26 protein-coding genes are annotated in these 26,766 nt (G+C 36.1%); 4 read left to right on the forward strand and 22 right to left on the reverse strand.

Features of this window, described 5'->3' with window-relative positions; genetic code table 11:
- Positions 1–310: 310 nt before the first annotated feature.
- The 5 genes from SPD48_RS05080 to hmpA form a co-directional block, all read right to left on the reverse strand.
- Complete coding sequence (locus tag SPD48_RS05080) at positions 311–961, reverse strand: hypothetical protein (protein ID WP_336256975.1); 651 nt, start codon at positions 959–961, stop codon at positions 311–313.
- Between the two features lie 206 nt (positions 962–1,167).
- Positions 1,168–1,482, reverse strand: coding sequence for a hypothetical protein (locus tag SPD48_RS05085; RefSeq protein WP_336256976.1), 315 nt, complete (start codon positions 1,480–1,482; stop codon positions 1,168–1,170).
- Positions 1,483–2,375: 893 nt separating this feature from the next.
- Positions 2,376–2,651, reverse strand: coding sequence for a hypothetical protein (locus SPD48_RS05090; RefSeq protein WP_336256977.1), 276 nt, complete (start codon positions 2,649–2,651; stop codon positions 2,376–2,378).
- Positions 2,652–2,689: 38 nt separating this feature from the next.
- Positions 2,690–3,538: a DUF4145 domain-containing protein gene (locus SPD48_RS05095; RefSeq protein WP_336256978.1), complete on the reverse strand. Its 849-nt coding sequence runs from the start codon at positions 3,536–3,538 to the stop codon at positions 2,690–2,692.
- A 371-nt stretch (positions 3,539–3,909) separates the two neighbouring features.
- Positions 3,910–5,127, reverse strand: a complete 1,218-nt coding sequence (gene hmpA / locus SPD48_RS05100) for an NO-inducible flavohemoprotein (protein ID WP_336256979.1) — start codon at positions 5,125–5,127, stop codon at positions 3,910–3,912.
- Between the two features lie 199 nt (positions 5,128–5,326).
- Between hmpA and SPD48_RS05105 the strand changes: the two genes are divergently transcribed.
- Positions 5,327–5,764, forward strand: a complete 438-nt coding sequence (locus SPD48_RS05105) for an Rrf2 family transcriptional regulator (RefSeq protein WP_336256980.1) — start codon at positions 5,327–5,329, stop codon at positions 5,762–5,764.
- 552 nt (positions 5,765–6,316) lie between these two features.
- On the opposite strand, the gene SPD48_RS05110 is transcribed toward SPD48_RS05105, so the two are convergent.
- Both SPD48_RS05110 and SPD48_RS05115 read right to left on the reverse strand, forming a co-directional pair.
- On the reverse strand, positions 6,317–6,790 hold the full coding sequence (locus SPD48_RS05110) for a DinB family protein (protein WP_336256981.1): 474 nt from the start codon (positions 6,788–6,790) through the stop codon (positions 6,317–6,319).
- Positions 6,787–7,011 (reverse strand): hypothetical protein, encoded by a 225-nt coding sequence (locus SPD48_RS05115; protein ID WP_336256982.1) that lies wholly within the window; start codon positions 7,009–7,011, stop codon positions 6,787–6,789. Before SPD48_RS05115 ends, SPD48_RS05110 begins: the two co-directional genes overlap by 4 nt.
- A gap of 411 nt (positions 7,012–7,422) precedes the next feature.
- On the opposite strand from SPD48_RS05115, the gene SPD48_RS05120 reads away from it, so the two are divergent.
- The gene (locus SPD48_RS05120; RefSeq protein WP_336256983.1) at positions 7,423–7,830 is read left to right on the forward strand and encodes a DUF2569 domain-containing protein; all 408 of its coding nucleotides are present in this window, start codon (positions 7,423–7,425) and stop codon (positions 7,828–7,830) included.
- A 91-nt stretch (positions 7,831–7,921) separates the two neighbouring features.
- On the opposite strand, the gene SPD48_RS05125 is transcribed toward SPD48_RS05120, so the two are convergent.
- Both SPD48_RS05125 and SPD48_RS05130 read right to left on the reverse strand, forming a co-directional pair.
- Complete coding sequence (locus tag SPD48_RS05125; protein WP_336256984.1) at positions 7,922–8,770, reverse strand: AraC family transcriptional regulator; 849 nt, start codon at positions 8,768–8,770, stop codon at positions 7,922–7,924.
- 270 nt (positions 8,771–9,040) lie between these two features.
- A complete protein-coding gene (locus SPD48_RS05130; RefSeq protein WP_336256985.1) occupies positions 9,041–10,267 on the reverse strand; it encodes a DUF819 family protein in 1,227 nt (408 codons plus the stop codon).
- A 432-nt stretch (positions 10,268–10,699) separates the two neighbouring features.
- Here SPD48_RS05130 and SPD48_RS05135 point away from each other — a divergent pair, with 432 nt between their 5' ends.
- Entirely contained in the window at positions 10,700–11,899 is a 1,200-nt protein-coding gene (locus tag SPD48_RS05135) for a CynX/NimT family MFS transporter (protein WP_336256986.1), read from the forward strand.
- Positions 11,900–11,931: 32 nt separating this feature from the next.
- Here SPD48_RS05135 and SPD48_RS05140 read toward each other — a convergent pair whose 3' ends face one another.
- The 4 genes from SPD48_RS05140 to SPD48_RS05155 are packed head-to-tail and all read right to left on the reverse strand — an operon-like array spanning position 11,932 to position 15,433.
- Entirely contained in the window at positions 11,932–13,260 is a 1,329-nt protein-coding gene (locus tag SPD48_RS05140) for a hypothetical protein (protein ID WP_336256987.1), read from the reverse strand.
- Positions 13,257–13,493, reverse strand: a complete 237-nt coding sequence (locus tag SPD48_RS05145; protein ID WP_336256988.1) for a hypothetical protein — start codon at positions 13,491–13,493, stop codon at positions 13,257–13,259. The genes SPD48_RS05140 and SPD48_RS05145 overlap by 4 nt, the downstream gene beginning before the upstream one ends.
- Positions 13,494–14,489, reverse strand: coding sequence for a DUF58 domain-containing protein (locus SPD48_RS05150; RefSeq protein WP_336256989.1), 996 nt, complete (start codon positions 14,487–14,489; stop codon positions 13,494–13,496).
- Positions 14,486–15,433: an AAA family ATPase gene (locus SPD48_RS05155; protein ID WP_336256990.1), complete on the reverse strand. Its 948-nt coding sequence runs from the start codon at positions 15,431–15,433 to the stop codon at positions 14,486–14,488. Before SPD48_RS05155 ends, SPD48_RS05150 begins: the two co-directional genes overlap by 4 nt.
- A gap of 370 nt (positions 15,434–15,803) precedes the next feature.
- Between SPD48_RS05155 and SPD48_RS05160 the strand changes: the two genes are divergently transcribed.
- Positions 15,804–16,574, forward strand: coding sequence for an SDR family NAD(P)-dependent oxidoreductase (locus tag SPD48_RS05160; protein WP_336256991.1), 771 nt, complete (start codon positions 15,804–15,806; stop codon positions 16,572–16,574).
- Between the two features lie 139 nt (positions 16,575–16,713).
- On the opposite strand, the gene SPD48_RS05165 is transcribed toward SPD48_RS05160, so the two are convergent.
- The 9 genes from SPD48_RS05165 to SPD48_RS05205 form a co-directional block, all read right to left on the reverse strand.
- Positions 16,714–17,631, reverse strand: coding sequence for a peptide ABC transporter permease (locus SPD48_RS05165; RefSeq protein WP_336256992.1), 918 nt, complete (start codon positions 17,629–17,631; stop codon positions 16,714–16,716).
- Entirely contained in the window at positions 17,628–18,527 is a 900-nt protein-coding gene (locus tag SPD48_RS05170) for an ABC transporter permease (protein WP_336256993.1), read from the reverse strand. Before SPD48_RS05170 ends, SPD48_RS05165 begins: the two co-directional genes overlap by 4 nt.
- A gap of 439 nt (positions 18,528–18,966) precedes the next feature.
- Positions 18,967–20,370, reverse strand: coding sequence for an MDR family MFS transporter (locus tag SPD48_RS05175; RefSeq protein WP_336256994.1), 1,404 nt, complete (start codon positions 20,368–20,370; stop codon positions 18,967–18,969).
- A 112-nt stretch (positions 20,371–20,482) separates the two neighbouring features.
- Positions 20,483–21,037, reverse strand: a complete 555-nt coding sequence (locus tag SPD48_RS05180; RefSeq protein WP_336256995.1) for a DUF7010 family protein — start codon at positions 21,035–21,037, stop codon at positions 20,483–20,485.
- Between the two features lie 222 nt (positions 21,038–21,259).
- Positions 21,260–22,075, reverse strand: coding sequence for a lipid II flippase Amj family protein (locus SPD48_RS05185; protein WP_336256996.1), 816 nt, complete (start codon positions 22,073–22,075; stop codon positions 21,260–21,262).
- A 15-nt stretch (positions 22,076–22,090) separates the two neighbouring features.
- Entirely contained in the window at positions 22,091–22,972 is an 882-nt protein-coding gene (locus SPD48_RS05190) for an aminoglycoside 6-adenylyltransferase (protein WP_336256997.1), read from the reverse strand.
- 245 nt (positions 22,973–23,217) lie between these two features.
- Positions 23,218–23,952, reverse strand: coding sequence for a SurA N-terminal domain-containing protein (locus tag SPD48_RS05195; RefSeq protein ID WP_336256998.1), 735 nt, complete (start codon positions 23,950–23,952; stop codon positions 23,218–23,220).
- 198 nt (positions 23,953–24,150) lie between these two features.
- Positions 24,151–24,843, reverse strand: coding sequence for an OmpA family protein (locus tag SPD48_RS05200; protein ID WP_336256999.1), 693 nt, complete (start codon positions 24,841–24,843; stop codon positions 24,151–24,153).
- Complete coding sequence (locus SPD48_RS05205; RefSeq protein ID WP_336257000.1) at positions 24,833–26,662, reverse strand: MotA/TolQ/ExbB proton channel family protein; 1,830 nt, start codon at positions 26,660–26,662, stop codon at positions 24,833–24,835. Before SPD48_RS05205 ends, SPD48_RS05200 begins: the two co-directional genes overlap by 11 nt.
- Positions 26,663–26,766: the final 104 nt, after the last annotated feature.

Below are 26,766 nucleotides of genomic sequence, written 5' to 3' on the forward strand. Positions count from 1 at the left end.
GTCATCGCTATCTTAGTAATCTTGGTCAATGTTTTACTCTGATACTTCTTTGTGTTGTCAATCAATCCTAACTGTTTAAGTTTACTAGTTCTTTTGCCAACCATTTGGTGGGTGCTATCAATTAAGTAAGATGTTTCACCAGCCCTCATTTTCCTATTTCATTGCAATTAGATCCAGTATAAAATCTTTATTAATTAAGTGTAACCTATCCATTTTCCCTCTATTTATGATACGGTTCTCCGCACGATGTCTAAATGAGGTTTTGACAGCATCAAAATAGTTACAAGGAACGTAACTAAACATAATACATCTATAAATCTATATTTTCCCCGTTAACTCTAAACTCAATTATTTCAGCAATTTTAAAATCATCTCTGTGTTCAATTATGTAAGCAACTTCGTGAGATTCTCCATCTACGTGTAGCTTGTGATGTACAGAGGTAGTTAAATTTTCCTCGTCTGAATTATATCCACTGCTAGATTGTTCTATTTTTTCCCCTACGATGTTTTTTTCAATAATTTCAGTAAATAATTTATGATAATCCTCTGACAAAATAGCATAATTCCCATAATCACCGTACCATTTTGCGTCAACAATCTCTAACCAATTAAACCACAGCTCTTCAGGATCTTCTCCGTATTCTTCAGCTATCTCGTATACAGTCTCCCGATCACCTGAGAAATCATCTATAGCATTTAATCTTGTCATAATTATATCGTACCACTCAAGGTCTTCTTCGGTAAGATGTCTTAATCTAGTTACTTCTGGATAGAAAGTTGTTGTAATTTCATCGGCTACAATACTTTTTTCTTCAGTTTCTTCAATTGCTTCTATAGTTTCTACTACGGTCTCTTCTGTTGTATTCTCTGAGCTTTCTTCCGTATCGGTTGCTGTAGAACAAGCACCTAGCACTAACCCTAACAATCCAATTAATAATAATTTATTAACAATAAACCTCATTTTCTTCTCCCCCCCAAAATATTAAATCGAAATGGTCATAACTAATAATTACAATCAATTTGTTATTTTATCACTAAACTCAATTATATTTATGTAATATTTGCAAAATCCTGTAAACAAGCATCATTTACTCTAATTCTTCCAACTTAAAGCAAGATCGAACTTCCTAAACAATAGCAAAAAGAAAATTTTCGGTGTTTTCTACTTTATCTAGACAAGAAGTTTAAAATATTGTTTATTTCAGTAACTGATCCTGTTGCAGAATAGCCATTTTTTGTTTTTTTAATTACTCTTATGAATGATGAAGATAAAAATTCTAATGCCCCTTCAATTTGATTTAACGTAGGAGATTGACTAAAATTTTGGTTCACTTTTAATATGATATATATGTCACGAGCAGACAATTCTCCTTTTGTGACTGTATCGTCTCTTTCTTCTGTCAGTACATCTAGAACTGAATATACTAATTTTTTTTGATATATTAACTGAGCTCTATCCCTTGCCAAACTATCTAGATTCACAATTCCACCTTTCGAAAATATCTTTTCATATTCTTTATATCCTAAAGGAACTTCTCTGTGAAAATTATATTTACTAAATTTTAACATTTTATAAGGAAAATGCCTAATAAATACAGAACTAATCTATAGAGAGGTTTTAAAAAAATTACTGGAGGAGTTAGTTATGAAAAAAAATTTTTCGCTTATGTTAGTAGCTATTTTTTAACGTCAATATCCCCGGTTGTAATGAATTTTTGTGCCAAATTTATGTCAAACGGATAAAAAACTAATATTTACGCTTTATTTTGACAAACAAAAAACACCTACAAATGTTGATGTGTAGGTGTTTTACTATGATGGAGCATATCGGGCTTGAATCAATGACCTTCTACATGCCATGCAAGAATCTAATGGTGATATTTTTATTTGACCCCTCCTAAATAGTTATCAGATCTTGGTATTCTTATATGTATAATATTATAAATGCTAACAAGTTCACAGAATCATTTACCCATTAATTCTTTTTTAGATCACGCCTTAGTACCAAACGCTTTAAATGATCATTGTGTACTGTAAATTCCATTTTATTGTTTACCATCACTTGTGATACGGTTCTTCCTTCTTTAACTCTACCTTCTAATCCTCAAAACAAAATTATGCTGGACGATACCTTGAAGCTCTCCCAACTACTGCCTTGAATTTAAAATGTACCCTGAATTCTTCAAGAGCCTTTAATGTTGGCTCAATTCTTCGGTCTCGATTTACACCCATTGCAAAAAACGCTCTAATGTTTTATTAAAATTTATTCTTCTATATTATGTATTGATAAAAACCTCCACTTTCTCTCTTGGTGTTGCAAGTTCAACATACGCACTCCTATTAGTTCAAGTTATATCTCTTTTAAAGCATATTTTTTATACTGCTTCTTTTATTTTCTTCTGTTGTAACTCTTTTAATTGCTTAAAGAAGTTATCGACTCTTCCTTTTCCAACACCTTTATATTTTCCGATAATAACTAATTCCTTCGGTAAATCACGAACAGTTCGAATCCCACCTTCATTTAGTTGATCGATCAATACTGGGGCACCAGTAAACTTTTCTTTCGTGATTGCTTCTTTACCGAATTCTTCTGTCACGAAAATTTCGTCGCCATTATAGAATGAGAATAACTCTCCAGGTCGTGTTTGCATTAATTTTTTTCGTCTGATCTCTTCATCAATAAACAGTTTTAATTCGGAAAAAAAGTTTCCAAATGTGAGTCGTTATATCGCGTAATTCGCTCATGCAGATGATCAATTGTAGTTGTCAACTCACTTATCAATCTTGCTTGCTGTTCTTTATTCAATCGAAGCAAAAAGCGTTCAGATTCTTCAAATCGTTGCGGCAATAAAAAGGCATCTCTTAAAAAGTAAGGGATATCGAGTGTTTCTTCTTTGTATGTAATATTACGTACAGGCGTTAGTCCAGGCTCCCCATCGATCTGTAATGTTGGGGATATCTCTTCCTCAACCGGAACATTATTATCTACATTAGTAACAGCAATTTCGGAGAGTGCCTGATTCACTTCTTTCGGCTGTTCTTTCGCTATCGATTCTTTTAACAAGTCTTCAATTTTCTTAAATCTAAAATTCATTTCTTCCAAGTCATAAGAATGCTCCACTTTCATTTTAGGATCAACATACTCTGGAACTTCTATCTGATAGGACCCATAAACTTCAACAAACCATTTTACAATCACATATAAATTTTCCCACGTAATCAATGATTCAGAGAATCGAAATTGACGAACATCGTGTGCAGCGATATTGCCAAATTTTCTAACGTCATGCAGTGCATTTCTAACTTCCTCTGTGAGTAATCCTGCTTGATCTAGATCTTCAATGCGTTCTTTAATTGTCAAGTACGGTTCATTATCCATATGTTCATGCACCATGACTTTTTCCATTAACGCTTCAATTAAAGTTCGACTATAAGTTAACATAGAACGAGGACTCGTATATATAGCGCCTTCTAATTCTTGTAATGTTCTCGCCAATTCTTTTGAAACAGGCTCGAGAAACTGATAAAAGTAAGACATCGTACTACCCCTTTAATGCAAATTTACTGTATATTTATTCTAGATTGGTATTTTTATAGTTATATTTGATCATTAAATTAATTTAATTCTCTATTCCTTTTGACTTATTGGTAAAATAAGTTACTACATAAATATACCAAATTTACCATAACAAATATAGAGATTGGATGTTCCATATACAAATTTTTGTTCTACATATTAAATTGACCCACTCATTTTTTTGCGGTGGAGCATCTACCCCACTAGAAAAATCAAAGTCTTTAAACAAAAAAACTAAACCTTCAGCCAGAATGTCCTACATTCCACCTAACAGTTTAGTTTTCTACTACTTCGCGCTCTATTAAACTCTCTCTTATTCTCCTTGTTTCTCTTTATACAGCCGGTTCTGCTTCTAGTTCAATCGCTGGTCCGAAAAATTCGAAGCGAATATTGTTTTCGGCAATTCCAAGTTCGCTAAGCATAGGGATAATGTTTTTCAAAAATGGCACTGGACCGCATACATAGCAAACTGTATCTTTTGTAAGATTTTGTTGTAATATTTCTTTATTTAAATATCCAGTAAAATCACGATCTCCGTTAGGGTTTACGGGATTTGTATATCCGTAGATTAGCTGACCGTTCTCTAACTTATCAATCATCGAAATGGCATCTTTATGAAATGCATGAACTTCTTCATGTCTTGCTGAATGGATAAACGTAATCGCTCGATTTGATTCTCTTTTTACTAATGTTTCGAGCATGCTCATCATTGGTGTAAGTCCAACCCCACCACTGATCAAAGCAACTGGAGCTGTTTCGTCTATATTTAATGTAAAATCCCCTGCCGGTACGCTAGCTTCAATTGTATCGCCCACATGGACATGGTCATGAAGATAATTGGATACGACACCGAATGGTTGTTGCTCTGCTTCACGTTTCACTGAAATCCGGAAATAGTCGTTTCCAGGTGCACAAGACAAGCTATATTGACGGTTATGAAAATACGTTTCGCCAGGTATTTGTACTCGAATAGTAATATATTGTCCTGGATTAAATTCAGGGAGTGCTTTTCCATCTTTACGTTTTAAATAAAAAGATGTGATTACGTCACTTTCTTTTACTTTGTCGAATACTTCGAGTTCTTCGAGGCCTTCCCAACCGCCTAGCTGTTCTTCAGAATCTTTATACATATCCGCTTCAATACCGATAAATACATCTGCAATGACGTTATATGCTTCTGCCCATGCACCGATGATTTCATCTGTTGCCGCATCACCAAGCACTTCTTTAATTGCGCCTAATAAATGCTTGCCGACAATCGGATAATGTTCTTTCTTTACGCCAAGTCCTCTATGTTTATGGGCAACAGGAATAACTGCCGGAAGAACATTTTCTAACTGATCAATATTTTTCGCTGCAGCATATACCATGTTAGCCAATGCTTGTTGCTGTTGTCCTTTCGATTGGTTCGCTTGGTTAAAAATATTTAATAGTTCAGGATGGTTGTTAAACATGTTTTTATAAAAAGCTGTTGTAATATCGACTCGATGAACTTCAAGAACAGGAACCGTTGATTTAATAATGTCTATAGTTTGTTGAGATAGTGCCATTTTTGATGCACTCCTTTTAAAGATGTATTTTAAATACACCTTTAGAATAAAATAAAAAAACTGATCACACAACCCATTTTTAATAGTTGTAAAAAAGCTGTCAAATTTGGTAAGTAAGTTATGGCATTTCTATGAATATTTATCTTTAAAACGATCAATTTCCCACGTAAAACATGGTATGATAAAAGTGGTGATATGAATGAGACTAACAAATTATACCGATTATTCTTTAAGAGTTTTAATCTATTTAGCTTCGAAACCGCTAGATGAACTGTCAACGATAACTGAAATTGCTGAGGCGTACGGTATTTCTAGAAATCATTTAGGAAAAGTGATTCATGAACTAGGTACATCTGGGTTCATCGATACGATCCGTGGACGTGGTGGCGGGATTAAACTGGCTGCTCCTCCTAAGGAAATCAATATCGGCAAAGTTGTGCGGCAAATTGAAGATGACTTTAAACTCGTTGCGTGTTTTTCAGATGGCCCATCGACTTGTGTTATTACTCCTGTATGCGGATTAAAACATGCGTTAAACCGTGCTTTGAATGCTTATTTAGCAGTGCTGGATGAATACACATTAGCGGATATCGTTCATAATCCTTTAGATTATCAAAAATTATTGGGTATAAAATAGAACGTTGATGGAAACAACATAACTCCTTGATTGACTCTAACATTCAAACCATTCACATTGCTTAAGGATGGGGATACCTATGGTAGAATAAGCCTGAATGGTATGAAGATCTTGGTAACACTGTTGATCTGTTTTGTCTTCAGTCGAAACTTCCTTGAAGAGAAGCGTTGCCTATGGACATTGCAACCGTTCATGAAATCTTTCGGGATGTTAGTGGAGTTCATTGTTTCTGATAATAGCATAAAAAATACTCCCTTATGCACTTTAGAAGGTAAATAAGGGAGTATTTCTTGAACTATCCAATCCTCTTGACGGGGGACTGTCTACTGCAACCCTGTCCGTGTATCAGCATAGAAGGTCGTTATTAATATATGCACTTATTTTATTTTTATATTGTTTATACACGAAGACTATGTTTGTACGCATTGTATTTCCTTTTACGATTTTTGACTGATGAACATCATCTTTAAACCAGCGAAAGGAAATTCTTTTATCAATCATGGATTAAATCGTACAAGTATCTTATTGCCTAATACGTTATTGTGAGTTTCCTTACTTTCTTTTAATATGAATACTTTTTTTAATTTGGTCAAAATGGTGATGATCATGTTGAGCAAAGCTACTAAAATATTCATGCAATGATAGAGTGGTTTTCCCAATGGTGAATTTTTCCTCCCATTGATCATTTGGGATCTCATTCATCGCTTTATAAAGTTCTTTTCTTGTAGAGATGAACTTACCTATTGTTACTTGCTGTTTTTCTGTTCTACTGATAGAAGCAGATTCTGCGTTCATTTTCTCACTCTCTGGACCTTTTGGAAGCTCGTGTTCAGAAAATAAATATGGTAAACGTTTATGTAAAACAAATTCATCCCAAGGGGTGAAGTGTCCGATTATTTCTGCCACCGTCCACTTACCTTCCTCAATTCGAGTTCTCCACTCCTTTTCACTCAAATCATTTAATGACTCTACATACTCTATTGAATCGAGTAGATGCTGAAGAATTTCTTCTTTTAACTTATTCACCAAATTCCCCCCCTATTATAAGATAGGTCTATTTTAGCATAACCCTTTTTCGTATAATCCCGCATATTTAACTCGTAAGTCATTACTCCATTTTTATAGCAATTTGAAACCAATCTTGAAAAAAGCTCGTTTGGAGTTGAAGAAACAATGGTAGTATCAAATATTGGAAATGGTCCTTCTAAAGAATGGAGGTTTTTTAATAGTTGATGGAAATTATTCATAAGTTTACTCCTTATCTCTAACTATAGTATTCATCAGCTATTATTGTTACACTTATGCATCTACCTACTTACATGAATGGCTCTATATCTAATTTTTAACCATAATTAAATATTACCATATTAATACACCTTTGAAATATACTCAATTAATTTAGTCATGTATTATTAAAATACTTTTGAGGATCGTTACAATCTTATTTTGAATCGAAAAACACTCCCTCATCAAGTTACGTTTACCTATCGAAAAACTAACGGAAGCTCAAATCCAATAAGTAATTTCAAAAAAGTAGATCTGCGAATACCCCTCTCGTTCGTTGCTTCCAGTTTGGAAGTTTAGTAAAATGAACCTTATGTAAATAAGATAGTTAAGAAGATTCACATTGATTCTTAGCAAGAAAAGGAGCACCCTGGATGGAAGAACGAACAGACACGAATACGAAAAAATTTGAAACAGATCATTGGTATGCAATTTTTTCCGGATTATTAATCATTCCTGCGATCGTAACCTTATTTGGGCTTTTAGGAGCCTTAATCATGGTGATTTATGTTAATCCGACGCAATTGAGCGGGTTTGATCTCGTTATTTATTTTGCCGATGTCATCTATCTCCCGTTACTCATTATCCTATACTTTACTTGGTTTAAACGAAAAAAGATCATGCCAAAATTAATTATCGTTTATTTTGCACTGACGATCGTGATGAATTTACTATATTCTATCTTTGGATTCGGAATAGATGTATTGAATCTGGCGATGAGTACGATTTGGATTGTTTATTTTATTCGTTCCAAACGCGTAAAAGAAACGTTTATAAACTAATTAAAACCTTAAAATGGATTACTTGATTAGTAATCATGCAAAAAAATAAGGCTTCACAGAATGGTAAAACGACTGTGAAAGCCTTTATTTTTTATTTAACTGGGATCCATATTTCAGAATATAAATTTGGATTCGCTGGATCGTCTTCAGAATATACTTCTAATTCAGGTGTCCCGGCATGTTCGTAGCCACTCGATGGAAACCATTCGGAAAAAATTTGTTTCCACGCCTTTGTCATTGCATCCGGCATAGCACCATGCACTTCAAAGATAGCCCATGTAGATGCAGGGATCGTCATTTTTGAAAAGTGACTTGGGACCTCTCCTTCATGGGCACTTGCGATCCAATAGTCGATGGTCTTGTCGTTGTTATCGACACATACTCCCAACACCCCTTTTGGCCCGTTTTGCAATTGAAACAACTCGTTTGATGTTCCATCTTTATTTGCGTTCTCCCACATAATTGGGATCTGCTTATGATTCTCTCCGTTTTCAAGCGAAAGTTGGCGGTTCATTCCAACAATCTGAAATGCCTCTTTTTTAACAATTTTCACGTTCATTGGTTCTGCTCCTTTCAAATTCACCTGAATGACAAGGCGATTATACGATGTTAGCTTTCCCGAATACGTACGTGCTTCGCTAGGGGTAATCCCATGCTGCCTTCGAAATGCTTTCGTGAAAGCTTCAGGAGTGTCATACCCATACTTTAAAGCGACATCGATCACTTTTGCTTCGGTGCGTTGTAATTCATGGGCTGCCAATGTTAAACGGCGGCGACGTAGATATTCTCCAATCGATATATCCGTTAAAATGGAAAACGTCCGTTGAAAATGAAATGGTGAAAAATTAACCTCCTTCGCTATTTGCTCAATCGATATATCTTCTGATAAATGTTCTTCCATGAAATCAATCGCCTGCTGTAATGATTCGATCCACTTCATCATTATCACTCCCTTGAGATTAATCATAGCAACGATTTTCCTGCCTTGCCTGTCAATTTATGCGGTATAAAGTCAGGTAACCTGTAACAGAACATGTCCATTTAGAGATACTGGGATAAACTAATTCCGGATCAATTCTCAGCGCTTAAGTAAATTTATCATAAAGTTATCCACAACAGTCCTTTGTGTATAGGTAGGATGGACTATAGAGTTGTGATAAAAATTACGGGCGACCTTTGCAATGTCAGTCACCCGCATTTGAAGTCCATTTTACATAAATGTAGCAAACCATAGTCCTAATGTAGTTCCAATATAGTTGCCGATGATATACCCGATTGTACCGACGACGAGAACTGGTCCAATTAAGTTTCTCCACCCTTTGGCAATTGCCATAGCTGCCGCTGTCGTTGGCCCACCAATGTTTGCGTTACTGACGACTAAAATTTCCTCGAGATCATATTTCAACACTTTTCCAACGGTCAATGATATGACCATATTAAGCAGCACGATAATCGCGACAAAGATTAATAGTAGCGGTGCGCTCTGAATAATGAGCGGGATGGAGGCTGGAACGCCAATAACTACGAAGAATAAATAAATTAAAAAGGTTCCTATCTCCTGGCTACCATTAATAGATTCAAAGTACTTCGGAAATAATGCTAAGGCTAAAAAGGTTAATGTCGTTAACACTAAATAGCGATCTCCGAATAGCCCGCTTACTAAATTAAAAAAGAAATTTACATCCTCTCCGCTCGGAAGAATTCCTGCCAGAAAATCAGCTAATTTAAACGCAATAATGACGAGAAAAAATGCCGTTCCGACCGAAAGAGCGATATCTTTTAACGAAATGTCTTTCCTTTTCCAAAACCCTTCTGCCAATGTTCTGCCTTCTCCTGTTTCTTCTTGTTTTTCAACTTCCAATACATGTGGATGAGAGAAGTGTTTTCTAAAAAATTGAATCGAAGGGATGGCCATGAGTACGATGAAATAGAGTGCCATAAGCAAATTATCTGCCACCACCGTTGCAGAAACCATTTCACCCGGTGGTTCAAATTTTGCTGCCATTGCTGCAAAATTCACGCCCCCACCTATATAAGAGCCACTCATCATCGCCCCAATTTTATCTAAATAAGGGATATGATTCTTTAATAAAAAGAAACTCAAAATTGTCCCAGCAACGGTACCTATGGAACTGATTAAAAATATAATGAGTAACCGTCCACTCTCCTGCCAGATTTTCTTAAAATTAACATGGAATAATAACAAAGGGATTGCGAGTGGAATAATAAACGCCCAAATCGCATCATACACTGGAGATTCTGTTGGGATAACACCGATGTTTGATAAAATTAAAGCCCCAATTAAAGCAATAATCGCTCCAGATATTTTCCCAGCCCATTTATATCGTTGTTCTAAATAAATACTTACTGCTGCCCAAACAACGATAATTCCCCATAACGTTATGAGATCATCTGATTTAATTAACGTTGTTTCCATTTGCATCCTCCTTAATAGGATAAAATTTTTCCATTAGTATAGATAATTATAGACAGCAAAACAAGAGACTTTTTTCCCTCTTTGTACATGTATAGTCGTGTACAGTGGGAGAAAAGAGATTACCATGAAGTTTTTTTCACTGATCTCTTAAGGTGATAATGGTAAAAGATTAAGTTAAGTAAAACTTCCAATTATTGACGTTTTCCTGTCTAAGAGAAAAGTGCATTTTTCCCCACTCAACATTATTTTCCTTTCAAACTAGGCCTATGGAAAACAAATAGATAAACTTTGCCCATTATTTTTATTATAATGTAATGGATGGATATAACTTTTACCTAGATCTAGATAAACCCTAGAAATTGTGGCTTCTTTTCGATTAATAAATCTACCATTAAAAAAAGATAGATTACTAGCAACTATTGGAGGAATTACATGACATTAGAAACAGTAGAACAAATGAGATACCGAGAAAAAGGACGTTTTTTATTATTAATTGGAATCATATTATTTGCCTCCAATTTGCGTGCTCCTTTAACAGCTGTTGGTTCATTAATACCTGAAATTCGTGAAACGCTAGGAGTGAGTAATGCAGTGGTTGGATCCATTACAACATTGCCGCTGCTCGCATTTGCTTTCATCTCTCCTTTTGCGCCTAAAATTGCGGATCGCTTAGGCATAGAAAAAACAATTTTTCTTTCGATGATAATGTTAGCGATCGGAATTATGATGCGTTCCATCACTGGTGTTGGAACATTATTTCTTGGAACTGTACTGATTGGAGTGGCTATTGCTTTTGGTAATGTGCTTTTACCTGGATTTATTAAAATGAGTTTTCCATTTAAGATTGGATTGATGACCGGGCTTTATGCTGTTTTTATGAATATACTCGGGGCGTTAGGGTCGGGGCTGAGTGTCCCCATTTCCAACATAGGGTCCTTTGGATGGCAAGGTGCGTTAGGGGCATGGGTTATTTTAGTCCTGATTACGATATGTGTTTGGATTCCGCAAGTAAAGCATCCCGCTCCCTTACCAAAATACGATGTCGACAATAACAAGCATCAATCGACCATATGGACTTCTTTTACGGCATGGCAAGTGACGATTTTTATGGGCTTACAATCGCTGATGTATTATACGGCGCTAACATGGCTGCCAGACATATTGAAGGTCAACGGGTATTCATCGAGTGAAGCAGGCTGGCTGTTATCGCTCATGCTATTTGCTGCAATTCCATTAACGTTTGTCATTCCCGTTGTTGCGGATAAACTGGCAAATCAAAAGATATTAGGTTTTGCAACAGGGGCAATGTTTATGATTGGAGTCCTCGGATTATTTAGCAGTAATCTTGTCATCATTATTATGGCTGCGATTTTATTCGGTGTTGGTTGCGGCAGTGGATTTAGCTTATCGATGATGTTCTTTTCCCTTCGAACAAAAAATGGTCAGGATGCAGCAAAGCTCTCAGGAATGGCTCAGTCAGTAGGATATTTACTTGCCGCGCTTGGACCTGTTCTTGCTGGTGGGGTTCATGATCTGACAGATAGCTGGACTGCTCCGTTGTTCATGATGATCATTCTCGCTGCCGTTATTCTGGTTGCAGGAACACTTGCAGGTCGAAAACTAACAATATAATAATAAAGTGCCCTATGCCAATTCACGTTGGTCTAGAGCACTTTTTTCATTTTTAAGCTTTTCAGCCGGTTTAATAGCCCTGTATAATCACCAGACACATTTTTATTCCCATAATATGCTGCTTGATAGTGATGGGTTATCTCTCGCAGTTCTTGAATTACCTGTTTTTTCTCATGTTCCGAAACTTGTACAATTTCAAGTCTCTCGATTAATTTTTCAATGAATTGTTCACTTGTTTCAGATGTATCCCGCGTAATCCCATGCTTTTTCCCCCATAATAGCACTTGATTAAAATACCAAAACACTTCTTGTTTGTAAAAGCGAGCAAATCTTGCACGGTATCTCATTTTTAATCGTTGGATGAATTGCCAAATTTTTTGTTGGATCATCCGCCAGTTAAATCGATTCTTATTACGCCGATTGGAGAGCCTTGATACTTGTTCAGATGGACGCCAATTTTTTAAAAAATACCCTAATATAACTAACACCAAAATGACAATCAAAACGCTAATTCCAACAAAGAGCCACCCAATCGGCAGAGAAGTTATTTCTTCTTGCATTTCGCCCATCTCGATTGGTGTTTGTGGCTCGGCTTCTGGTAACGTCCCATCTATTTCTGACGGTTCAAATAGGCCAAAAACCCATGAAATAAATTGCCAGATTCGGCTAAAAATCCAACTGACTCCATTCATGCATAAGTAGGTGATTTGTTGTAATTTTTCCCGAACAGCTGGTAAAAATAACGCTGAACTTATGACGACGACACTAGTAAATAACAAGCTAATAACCGTGATAAACCCACCCGGATTTCCTGCTTTATACACGTCAACTTGCTTATTTTCTCCAGTTTTCATATCCGTATCGAGCGTTAAGATCATTCCTAGCAATGTGCTAAAATTTGCCGCAAGAAATGCAGGATGGAAATACTCATTGATCCAATCATTAAATGTGAATATAAACAACAAAGCTAAATATATAAATATGCTAAATTCAAATCGCTGTAACATATGCATACGGGTAGCTGATTTATATACAAAGCTTGCACTTCGAACATACAGAAACAGAACGGCGATACTAAAGAAAATCCCTGCTACCCATGAACCTTCTGGCACAGCTGCTTTCCAGTTTTGAATGACGATAAAAAGGAGGACGAGTGCGTTAATGACAAGCGCAAGGACATAATGGGTGTTTCCAGCGACGAGCCGATTAATCAAGAATCCAAGTACACCAGCCACGACCCACCATATTGCATTGACAAAAGTCGGCTCATTCCATTCCACACTCATAAATAATCCAAACAGAAAATAAATCCAAACTGATTCACTGAATAATACGACAGCTGATGCAATAAATTGTTTCAACCTTTATCTGCCTCCTTTTCAAGAAGCAAATCGTTCAATGGTTCAGCAACTCCTAATCTTTTCGATCGTTCGTTTTCTGTTTGATAATAGAACTTAATATCCCGGGTCTGTTTTTGCTCTTCGTACCATAATAGATGAGTTTCAGAAATCGATTTGCAAAAAAGGAATAACGGCGGTCCATTTTTCCCATAAATCATTCCATCAAAAGGAAATGTTGCCGTCTGATAAGTCATTTACGCCAAGCTATCCAAGACACTGGTTATTTCTTTTTCCGGTTGGACGATCTCTTGACTTTCATTTAGATAATTCCGTGCATTCGTCGCAAAGCCAATTTGTATTCCTTGATCATGGTAAGCAACGCCTACAGACGCGACAACAGATAAAAAAGATTCAAATACTTTTTCTTTTTCCAACACATATTTTTGCTGTTTTTCTTCTTCGGCAAATGTTTTCGTTGGGGCAAAGCCTGCTACATCCACGACGATTATCAGTTGCTTTGCGACAATTGGCTGAAATACATTCGTTTGCATTTTACCTGAACGGGCACTCGCCCACCAATTAAACCGTTTCCAATCATCTCCTGGTTCATAATCACGTACTCCACTCACTATTAACGGATCTTCCAACAAGCCGCCTTGTTTCCCTTGGACATCCCACTGCATTGATGGTTGAAATGGAGGAATACGAATAGGAACTAATTTCGGATAGATGTACATTTTCTTATGAAAATCATACATTTTTTTCGACTCCATAAACCGGAAGCCGTCACCAGATTTCATGGTGATTTTTCCGATCGAATAGACACCACGTTGGAGCGCTCTTCCTTTTACTTCCCAATCAACTTCTTGATAAGAGAGCAACCACATAAACCGAACAATATAAAATGGCTTGTCCTGCCAGGAAACAAGTTGGCTTTTATTAAATTCAACGTCTAGCCAGACAAGTGGCAACGATTTATTATTTTTTACCGATGTATATACACGAAAGTTATCCCCTGCAAACACCCTTGAAACTGGAAGTTCCAGTTTTAGATCAATATGATGTACAGCTAACTTATTCCAGACGAAAATAAACCCGGCTAAAACGAGAATAAACGCCAAAATACCAATCATGGTATAAAGCTGAAACCATATCGATGCAAGTAGACAGAGGAATAACCCTACTAAAGCAAATGGTTTAAATAAGAGGCTCGCTTCCTCATTTCGTACGTCTTCTTGCCTCACACTCATAGACGAATAACCTCTTCTTCCGGAATTGGCTCGTTTTTAGCAATTTCCTTTAAAATGTCAGAGGAGTTTCGCTTACTCATTCTCGCTTCTGGGCTTAATGTGATCCGATGAGTCCACACGGGTTGGATCATTTCTTTCACATCCTCAGGAACAACATAATCTCTGCCATTTAATAATGCCCACGCTTTTACCGTTTTATAAAGTGCTTTCGTTCCACGCGGACTAACCCCAATGGAAATAAGCGGATGATTTCTTGTCTGTTGCGCTAAAGTTGTCATATACTGCAAAATAGATTCATGGACGGTTACTTGTTTTACTTCCTTTTGCAACTGTTTTATTTTTGCAGGATCCAATACACTAGAAATTGCTTCAAACGGGATGTCATCGCCAACTTGCAGTAGCATTTGCGTTTCCTCTTCTTTTGAAGGATAACCTAAGTTTATCTTCATTAAAAAGCGATCCATTTGTGCTTCCGGCAGTGGGAAAGTTCCTTCCATATCGACAGGATTTTGGGTTGCAAGAACGATAAACGGCGCATCTAATCTGTATGTATCCCCTTCAATCGTCACTTGCTTTTCTTCCATACATTCAAGCAGACTCGACTGTGTTCTTGGAAGTGCCCGGTTAATTTCATCAACTAGAAGCACATTTGTAAATACGGGACCTTTTCGAATATAGAAATCATTTGTTTTCGGATTAAAAATCGATCCCCCTAACACATCGGTCGGCAATAGATCTGGTGTACATTGAATACGGGAAAATTCGGAAGCAAGCCCATGCGCGAATGCTTTCATCATTGTCGTTTTACCAGTTCCCGGCAGATCTTCAAACAACACATGTCCTTCAGTAAGCAGAGCTGCAAATAATAATTTAAATTCTTCCTTTCTGCCAATAACCACTTTATTCATTTCAAATAAAAATTCATCCAGTTTTATTCCGTTCATTATGTACCCTCATTTTTTTGTAATAGTAGGAATTATTGTATCATTAAGCGAATGATTTAGTTAGTGGAGTGACCAAGAAAATTATAGCATGTAGATAAAAACGGAAAAAATTTTTCTCAAGTGAGATGGGTGTTCGACAAAAATACGTATAAAGGTCAGATTGTTGCCCTCTATAAGCCGTGATCGAAACTATATTGTCCGGTGAAGGAGGTATGGAGCTAATCGTTACTTAATAATGGTGAATCACATGAAATAAGAAATCAATTAAGCGACACTAACAATGCCTCTAAAGATACCTTTTAAAATAACAAATTATGAGTAGAAAAGGATACTTCAGGGAATCTTTATCATATGAAAGGAGATGAAGTACATGCAATTTAAAGACAAAGTCGTATTAATTACAGGAGCGGCTGGAGGGATCGGACTGGCTGCAGCTCAAGCATTTGCAAAAGAAGGGGCTAAACTGGCTCTAGTGGACCTTAAAAATGAAGCACTTTTTGAAGCAGAAAAGTCGATTGAGGCTGAAGATATTTTATTGATTTCAGCAGACGTCGTTTTAGAAGAAGAAGTGAAAAATTACGTAGATCGCACAGTAGAACAGTATGGGCGGATTGATGTATTTATCAATAATGCCGGAATTAATGGTGAGTTTAATCCGATTATAGAACAAACGGTTGATAATTTTAACCAAGTGATGGGCGTAAACGTTAAAGGGGTCTTTTTAGGTTTAAAATATGTGTTGCAAGTGATGAAGGAGCAAGAAAGTGGAGTTGTTGTCAACACTGCTTCAAACGGCGGGCTTCTTGGAGCGCCAGGTATGAGCCTTTATGTAGCTTCAAAACATGCGGTGATTGGCTTAAATAAATCAGCGGCACTTGAGATGGCTCCATACGGCGTTCGAGTAAATGCTGTCACACCTTCGGGGGTTAATACGGAAATGATGCGCCGGATTGAAAAAAACGCAATGGGTGATCAAGCGGAAGAAGCACGTAAACAATTTGAAGCTTCGGTCCCGATGAACCGATATGCAACAGCTGAAGAAATTGCCGATTTAATGATGTTTTTAGCTTCCGAAAAAGCATCCTTTATAAGTGGCTCCTATTATCGTATTGACGGCGGACAAGGGGCAACCTCAGTATAAACTTTTACAAAAAATAAATCAGACCCGCATGAAACACGGGTCTGATTTATTTTAAAAAGAATGAAGCGAACAAACTTATTGTTTATAAAATAGAAACCCTTTCATTGCAGTTTCATTAAAATTAAATGTAGAGAGAATATCACCATAAAGAATCTTTCTTTACCGTCATTCCCCTCAACCCTTCAGCGATCATATTACATATAAAAATGGTTACTGTCATCGCTAAGGCAGGCCAAAATGCAATCCAGATTGGTCCACGAATGTCCATAAAAGCGTTTGAAAGCAACATCGGCCATGATATCGATTCATTTTCAATCGCAAATATTCCTGGATCTACTTGCACCAACACTTGTGAAATAAAAATCCCGATAAACCCTAGCTGTCCAAGCATAAACATTACTTTACCAAGATCTGAAACAAAAAAGACAATAATTTTTTCATACATAAAAGGTAAATAATATGATTTCAACATCTTGACAGGACCAGCACCAATGGCAATTCCGCTTTCCATATATCCTTTGACGGCTAGCGCATCAAATTCCTCTTTCAACGTGTTAGACACCCTGCCTACTTCCACCATTGCAACAATAAATATCAACCAGTAAGGCCGCATATCCGTCCATAACAAAGGCGGTAAAATGGCAATCATTATAACGATTATAATAGTCGGTATGTAAGAAAAGAATGTGTTCATGCTTTTTACGACTAAATTTACTCCTAATACTTTTTTATGGGCTAAATAAGAAAGCGGGATGGAAATCACATACCTTAACACTGTAATACTTAGAACGATCAATAACGTTTCCTTTGCTCCCATCACGATTAAGCTGAATAAATCTCTACCCTCATGATCTGTACCCATCCAATAGGTTGATGAAGGTTCATATGGTGGTGCCTGGAGCACCCCGTCAGTCATACGATGATTCTCTTTTTCCAAATTCTCATCTATAAACGGTAAGTATTGTCCAAATAAAGCAATCAACACCAAAATGACAAACAATGTTAAACCAAAACTTAGCAACATATTACTATGTATAAACTTCCACATATTCCTCATACGCTGCCCACATCCTTTGGTAGAAGCCGTTCACGTGCAAATTGTGCAATCAACACGACAGCATACATTAATAATAAAAACGGCAGAAAGAAAAGCAACGCAAGCACATTATCGTGGTTTAAAATACTTTCTAAAAACTGATACCCAGCTCCATGGTAATTGGATAACTTTTCAATAATTGGTAAACTGGATAAAATATATAGCATAATCATATGTGACTGGTTTACAATGGAAGTCCACGCATTCCAAAACATATGAGATATTACTCGCTTCTTTGTTAACCCTTTTGATTGCGCTGTCCGTACATAATCCTCCCCTACTTCATTCTCCATTGCTAGCGCAGTCACTTTTACCATGTGAAATAGTGGAAATAAAGTTACTGAAATACAAGGAATAATAAAACTGTACCAATCGTCACTGTTAAATAGATTAAATTTTAGAAACCCGTTGTGCATGGCCTTAATCAATATATATTGCACGGAAATATATAAGAAAAAATCTGGAATGGAAGCAATTGTCCAAGAGAAAAAGGAAAAGATTCGCCCACTCTTTTTATTTCGAACATAAAATAACAGCATACCTATTGACGTACCAAGCACCATCGATAACAGAAATGCCGGTAACACTATTTTTAAACTTCTCTTCAAATACCTCTCGATATGCTCCGTAAGCGGTGTCCCGGCAGTTGTTGTTCCAAACCCTTTCTCTGTCTGAAAATGAGTAATAAATTCATTGATATTCTCTTTATATAACTCAAATGTAAAAGGATATTCTGCATCAAATTTCTGTCCTCCATGCCAGTTGATCTCCAATTCTTTTGGCAGCAGTAAAATAAAAATAAAAAGAATAACAACCAGTATAAATATAACTGTACTTCTTGCCATTTTCCACGCCATGTGCATCCCCCCAAATAACACATTCCATTTTATGACAATAATAACGTAATAGATAACTAGATGTCAAACTACTCTGAAAACATTTTCTATAATATTTCAATTCGAATAGCCTTATAAAATAAGGGATAAACGATAAAATTTTTTATAATATCTTATCGAGAGGTAAAGTTGTAAAATTAAAATAAATTTTTCCCAATAAAAAAGAGGTTGGGACAAAACGAAATGGTAGATATGAAACACGAACAATATCTCAAGTTAGCGAAAGAAATATACGGAGACTCCTGCCAGAAGAAAAGCCTCTATAAGACACTGAAAGGCGAAGCCTGAAGGGGCTTATCAGCGCTGGCGGAAAGCGAAGTATATTTCTTTAGCGACTATTATTAACGTAATTATTCGTGTTTCAATAATTCTTTCTAGCTTATGTCCCAGCCTCGTTTTTTTACATACTTTCTCGTGGTATCGTATTTTTAATAAAAAACGATAAAATAAACCCAACAACCGCAATGACACCTGCTACAATAAAGGAAACATTTACCCCATGTATCGCCCCTTCTACACTGTTGATCGGGATTGCACTTGTTGTCATTATCGTAACAAGCAATGCAGTTCCAACTGCTCCGGATACTTGACGAAATGTATTGTTCATCGCAGAGCCATGTGGAATTAAATGAGGCGGGAGCTCATTCAGACCTGCAGTCGTTACTGGCATCATCACCATCGCAATCGCCAACATTCTAAAAGCATTCATGACTGATAAATAAGTAAACGTCGTTTCAGTTGATAAGTTTGTAAATAAAAATGTTGTGATAACTAATAAGGTAAATCCAGTGATAGACAAACCTTTTGCACCAAACTTATCAAATAACCTTCCAGTGATCGGATTCATAATTCCCATAATGATTGCCCCCGGGAGTAAAACTAATCCAGAATCAAAAGCTGAAAAGCCGAGCATATTTTGCATATATAAAGGCAAGATAACTGCAGTTCCGATCATTGACATAAATACAATCATACCAAGTCCAGTCGACAGAGAAAACGTTGTGTATTTAAAAACTCTGAATTCTAAAATCGGGTGTTCTAATTTCAATTGTCTCAAAATAAAAATAAGGAGTGAAACGGCACCTACTATTATGGATATTATAAATTGCGCGCTTATCCAACCAGCACTTCCGGCAATACTGAATCCATATAACAATCCGCCAAATCCGAGAGTTGATAAAATAATGGAAAGAACATCTACTGTCGGATTTTTCTGTTTTGTTACGTTTTTAAGTAAAAAGTATGCAGCAATTATATTGAGAATCGCAATTGGCAAAACTACGTAAAAGACACTACGCCACGGAAAATGATCGACAAGCCATCCCGACAAACTCGGTCCAATTGCCGGTGCAAAGGCAATAACGAGACCAAACATTCCCATCGCTGTTCCTCTTCGTTCGATCGGAAAAATTAAAAACATGATCGTTTGTAATAACGGCATCATTATCCCGGCCCCAGCTGCTTGAAAAATCCTTCCTACCATTAGAAAAGAAAAGCCCGGAGCGATTGCAGCAATAAAGGTTCCAATTGTAAATAAGCCCATTGCCGTTAAAAATAATCTACGCGTTGTATACTTTTCTATCAAGAAAGCAGTAATTGGAATCATAATCCCGTTTACAAGCATAAATACCGACTGTAGCCATTGTACCGTGCTTTCAGTCAGATTTAAATCTTCCATAATTGGGGGCAATGCCGTGCCTAAAAGAGTCTGGTTTAAAATCGTAATAAAAGCACCAGAAAGTAAAACTAAAATTAAAAGAAAGTTTTTTCTTATGTAATTTTCTTGTGATTGATTTTCAGCCAAAATAAAACCCACTTTCCATGAACGGCCACGTTCGTTTATTGAAACATACAACCTTTAGTCTAACACACTACAAATTTGACAGAAAGTAATGAGTTTTAGTTGATTGAAAGCTTTATTTGTTATACTGTTTTGACTCTGAAATTAACCAGACACAAGTGGTTATATGAATAAGGGCTTGACTAATCGGTACAAATAAAAAAGCTTGTCCAATAAAAATATATCCGAAAACAAACGACGTAATGACAGAACTTATCGTTAAAAACAGGTATGCCTTACTTTTATATATCCATGTAAAAGGGAGAAAATGAGTAGCAGCTAAAATTCCCACCATGAAAGGCACATATTCATAAGATTCCATATACGTTACAATCCAAATCGGAATAAAAAATGCTTGCATTCCACCGACAATCCCAGTTAGTGTAGCCAATGGATTTTTTGACGTCATAAACTCAATATTGAGCAATTTACCGAAAAGCATAGCAAGCGGGAAGATACTTCCCATCGCTATTATATAAATGAGTGCTGTTATTTTTTCTGAAAACAGTTGCCCTACAATCAATACTGCTATCCAATAAAATGCCCCTGCAATAAAAAAAGGATACGCTTTTTTAGTACTCACGATCAATTCATCCATCAATTCACTTAATGTCATTTTTTCATAATTCATTACTATATCTCTCCTCAACTCTTGTATAAATTCCAATCCTTTTATATGTTCACAGAAAAAATAACCATCCTGTAAATTTAGGATCGTTATTTATAAAAATTAATTCATACTAAGCTAGTTAGCCATGCTTCCATATGGATTGTTAATCTTTTATTATAAAGGGTTATCTATTCAACCGTCAATGAGCAAAATGCATCACTCACAAATGATTTAAAAAAATAATCAAATCAAGTTAGCAAACCATGCGACATAATAAGCTGCCGGAAGAAAGAAAAACTGAGCTACGATTGTGCCAATAAATTTTGAACTGACTAACGTTAACGAATAACTCTTTAAAAAGCGATAATCAACTTGTTTTTTTATGACACGATCCGCTAAAACAGATGCCTTGGGATCAATAAATAAAGTCAGTAAAATAGTCGCTATCCCATTAATAATCCCAGAGGACATTAAAGCGGCTTGCTTATAATCTTCTGGAACTAACATCGATGCATAAATGGAGGAAAGAACTCCTGTTGTGAAGATGGCTGACACAATAATATTGATAACAAATAGACGTTTCGGAATCATTTTATATGTGATGCCTTTTAAGTATGTAAACCGAGGTAATCTGAAACAGGAAATCAATTTTTTGAAGCCTTCCATATTAAAATATTTTAAAAACAACTGGACGATTGACCCCCGCTCCTGTGATAGCTGAATGATAGCTCTAGAAAAAATAGCTATGAATGTTGGAAAAAGAAACATTCCTAGTAAAACCCCGATCGATGTTACTCCAATTAATATTCTGTACTGCTCCTCTAGAAAACCTAACTTATTTATATCTGGAGCTTCCGCAATGAGCTTTGCTGTCAAGGGCTGGTGAATTGTCGTTGATAATCTTGCCACAACAACCAACGTGCTAAATAACGAAATTGCCGTCGCAATTAATCTTACTCTCACCCCTGAAATCCTTGTAGAGTAGGCTAACGTTTCAATCATCGTCACTACTAATAAAAATGCAGCAATGATTAATAGCTTACTTGTAATCTGATCCATATGGAATCCCTCTTTCTATCTTATTTCAGTAGCATCTATAGATAATATCCTTATTTGCTTTAAATACTTCGTCATGTTTTGATCATCTTCCGTTGGATAGTAAAACGAAAAATGCTCAGCAATATCCTGTGCCAATATTCGAAATAAATCACATGCAATAAAAAGCGAATTCCACATACTTTGATCATTAGCTTCTGAATAAGTCTTCTTATACATCTGCCAATAGTCTTCAGGTAGATATTTTTTGAAGTACTTACCAGACTTTCCTGTGGAAACATTAAAGTTTTGTTTGATACCAATCCACCAACTGAATACTTGATTTAAAGCATTTCTAATTGGACGTTCACTCATCCATTGTGCATAGGGCAGTTCGTCACGCCAAATTCCTTTAGCAACATTTTGTAAACACCACCAAAATTCATTTGTAAAACTAGTAAATTCTTCTTCTGTTGGCTTTTTGAGATGATAATTACGATCTGATGGAGGTGGAATTTTCGGTAAAATGGAATCTTTATCGAGTAAGGGAATCGTGAGTGAATCTTTTTCATATTCATTTAGCATTGTTTCTTTAGTCAGCATACGTAGATCAATTCGATTTCCATCTTTAAAAAGCATTAAAAAACTATATGATCTCTGGAAGTCGACGTCCATCTGTAATCCTAAATCATTTCTATCAGGCTCCTGCATCATAAGCAAATTCCCAAATTGATTGATCCAGCTTTTATCTGAAATAAAGGAGGCTGTTTCTGTAACGACATAGACAATATCATAATCTTGAAAAATATCTTTTGGAGCATTAGGATTTGTTCTCGAGCCATTCATGTAAACTGCTCGAACATGCTCGTTACCTTTTGCAAAATTGATTATTAAGTCCATCATTTCTTTTTCATTCCTCATCCAATAACTCTCCTTAACGTATGTCATCACCTTAAAATATAAACCGATAAAAACTATTACAAATATAATATATTTTTAACAATCCAATTTCATACTTCAAGTTTATTTTGAAATTCAAATACTTAAATCTGTTTCCAATTATACCAAAATCTTACATAGAGATAAACATACCTATTGTTAAAACTAAAAATACCCCCGTGGTTAGACTTTTGATCTAACTTCAGGGGTACACATCATTAGAAAGCTTATAAATAAATTGTCACATCTGCATCTTTACGCAGTTTTTCAATTAGAGTTTCCGTTACTTCCATTTGCTTTTGTTGAATCACTTGTTCTTTTAAGTTTGCTTTTATTTCATCATATGCAGGGATATCCTCTTTACTGCCCATTTCCTTCTGTTGGGCTTTAATCGCTTCATATGCCTCTTTAACTTCTTCTTCCGTCGGATTTAAATCTCCCGATTCTTCTGCTAAAAGCTGGTCAATTTTCACTTGAGTTTCAATGAGAGACATTACTTCCTGTTCTTTCATCCCTTGCTCTTTAAGTTGATCTAAAAGTTCTTCTTTCGTCTCGAGGCCATTTTGTTGTACGACTAAATCAACGGTTTCATTAATGTCCTCTTCCGATACTTCCGCAATTCTATTATTTGCTTCCTGAGTAAGCAATCTTTGTCCAACCATACCTTCAGCTATCTGCTCCTTTAATTGATTTTCGTCAACCTCTTGACCAGATAATTGAGATTGCATTGCAGCTTGCTGAAATTGCTGTGTATACATCGATTCGAACTCATCTTTCGTTATTTCTTCCCCATTTATTTCCGCTACGACATCTGGTATCCCTTCTAAATCAGGTTCAGGTAGTTCGAGTTCTGCGTCTTGCCCACTTTCTATATCTTCTTTTGCCTTATCTTCATTGCCACACGCAGCAAGTAAGAGCATAGTCAGTATAAAGGTTAACATGATTGTCCATGTTTTTTTCAATGTTTGTTCCTCCTCTTTTATCGCGTTAGGTGCCATTCTAACATACCCATTCACTATGTAAATAGGAGCAACAAAATTGTAATAAAAAAATCAATATTGTGAAATACTGTAAAATTAATCCTGCCCTCACTTATCTTCTTAAGCTGCTAATTGGTGTCTATTTCCGCTGAGTCGATTGCACGTTGGCGAAATGGATTGCTATTCTCCTAGTAACTCTCTTGTTTTATTTAATATTTCTTCATCTTTTAGACGAAATTTAAATTCTACACGACGGGAGGCATCCGCACTATAATTTCCCGACTCATCGGTACGAAAGTCAGAATATGACTTGCTATTAACGGTAAGTTTCTGTTCAAGTTCATTTTGAATATGTTTATATGGGAATTGCTCACTTAATATGTAGGCTGCGACACTATATGCCCGATCTTGGGCAAGTTCCAAATTATATAAGTAATCGCCGTCCCGATCAGTATGTCCTTCAATAATGATTTCCGCAATATAATCCTCATACCCGCTCTCAAGCAGTACGTCTAAATATCTTGGTATAAACTCATCTAGAAAGGTAAATGAATCTGCTTTCAGTTCTGCATCGTCATATGCAAATAATATTTCGGTATCAAAAATAATCGCACCTGTCTTTTCGTCCACTTCAATGCCGTATTCGGAATCACTGAATTCTCCTCTAAGTTGTTTTACTAATTCCGCCCGTACACCCATAATTTGATCGAGTGTTTTCTTCATTTCTTCAATTTGCAAGGACTTGATGACCATCATAATAATAAAGATTAGCATGAAGCAGAGCAAAATAGTCGTTAACAAATCAGTGAATGACGGCCAAAATCGTCCTTCTTCCTCTTCTTGTTTAAACAACTTTTGATATTTAAAATTCATTTCGGTTCATTCCAATCGTCCGATCTATCCTATTATTCTGTTGATCAACCGATGAAATTTGTCTGTTTAATGTTTGAATTTCTCGTCCGAGCTCTTGGAGAAGTTGCTGCAATATCCGAGCATGATTTTGACTAATTTCATCAGACACTCGGCGCATTTCAGTAAATTCACGATTTACATTGTCACCCAATGAATATAATGTACTGTCTATGTTTCGGATTAATATATCTAATTTCTGTCCCAGCGTATTTTCAGTTGTGGCAACATAACTTGTAAGTGTGTCTTTTATACTATTCATCGTTGAGTCCAATTGCTGGTCACGCCTAGAATACAAATTGTTTACATCAGTAATTGTTCGATTAATCTCGGTAAGAAGACCACTATTTTTTGTTGCAAGCATTTCAAAGACGGACGTGGCTTCTCGCAAATGATTTTCAAAAGAAGACACTTCTGTTTCATGACGCTTTAAATGGTCATTAAATGTTTCATTGAAATGTTTTAAGTCACTAAAACGATCCCCTAGTAATTGATGATGGTTTCGCTGTGTTTGATTGATTACTTCCAACGCTTCTGGAAGACTGCCAATCGCATCCCCCACTCGGTCAAATCCATGTTTCAGCTCCGCCAAGTAGGTAGATATGCTTCCAAGTCTTGTAGGTAAATCATCTCCAAATATTTCTTTAAACAGCTTGTTATGTGCCCCCATCGTATCAACAAGTCGGACAGTTTTATCGTTAATTAGCTCAAGCGCATTTCGAACATCTGCCTGCCCATCTAATAAAGAGGATTTAAATTCTTTCAATTCGGAAACTGAGGTATCAAATTCTTGTAAACTATTTATTTGAGCGGTAGAAACGCCTTGAATTTTTTCATAGGTTCGTTCAAATGCTTCCGCCATACGTTCGTTTTTACGATCAACCTTTTTGAAATAGGAGAATAATGTTGCAAAATTTGTATTCAACTGAGCCGTACCTTCTGCAAATCCGTTGGTCACTACTTTCATTTGTGCAAAGAGTTCATGAAAATTGTCTAAGTTCACTGCAAGTCCATCATTAAATTTTGCCAAATCTTCTGCAGATTTTTGAAGACCTTCCGTATAATCTTTAAATCCGCTAAATGCTTCAACAATACTGCCGAGCGATTGCTCATTCGTTTTCTCAAGACTTTGTATCGACTGATGAATTTTTTCAGAAACATGAATCATTTCATGCATACTATGTTTATCATGGCTTTCTAAATTGGATTCGACAATAAGCATTAGGTCTGTAAGTAAGTATTCCGTATTCAGTGTCCGTACGAGTATCGTCATGATAAGTGAAAAGCCCATACCGATAATACTCGTATAAAACGCAACATCAATTCCGGAGAGTACCCCTGCGACATTTTCCACTAATTGATCACTGCCAGCATTAATACTGCCAAGTGAAATTGTTAAACCAATAAACGTTCCAAGTACTCCGAGTAAAATAAAAACGGAAATCGTCATCTGTACCATTCTAATTAAGCTAATGATCGGGATTTGGAAGATTCGCCAACTCGAAAATTTTTCTTGGACAAATGTTTCCAGTTTGATAGATTCTTCTTGTTGTCTTGAATAAAATTCTTTTTTAATTGTTTGCAAAGGTTCGATATCCATCCGCTTCGTTTCTTTAATATAATTACGTGTCTTTCTTATTTTAAAAAATAATGCAATATGGACAATAAATGTGATAGCAAACAGACTGAATAAGGAAAAAAATATTAATTCAATAATTGGGCTCTCCAGCATTACTTCTGCTTTTTGTTCCGTTGTAAACAGCTCTAATAAAGCTTGCAGCATCGCTTCCCCTCCTAGATTAAGAGAACTCTTTGCTTTATACGTATTCGAAGCTTACCCAATTAATGTTTCAAATAAAAAAAGACTGCAAAAATAATTTGCAGTCA

Source organism: Pseudogracilibacillus sp. SE30717A (genome assembly GCF_037071985.1).
Taxonomy (GTDB): domain Bacteria; phylum Bacillota; class Bacilli; order Bacillales; family Amphibacillaceae; genus Pseudogracilibacillus.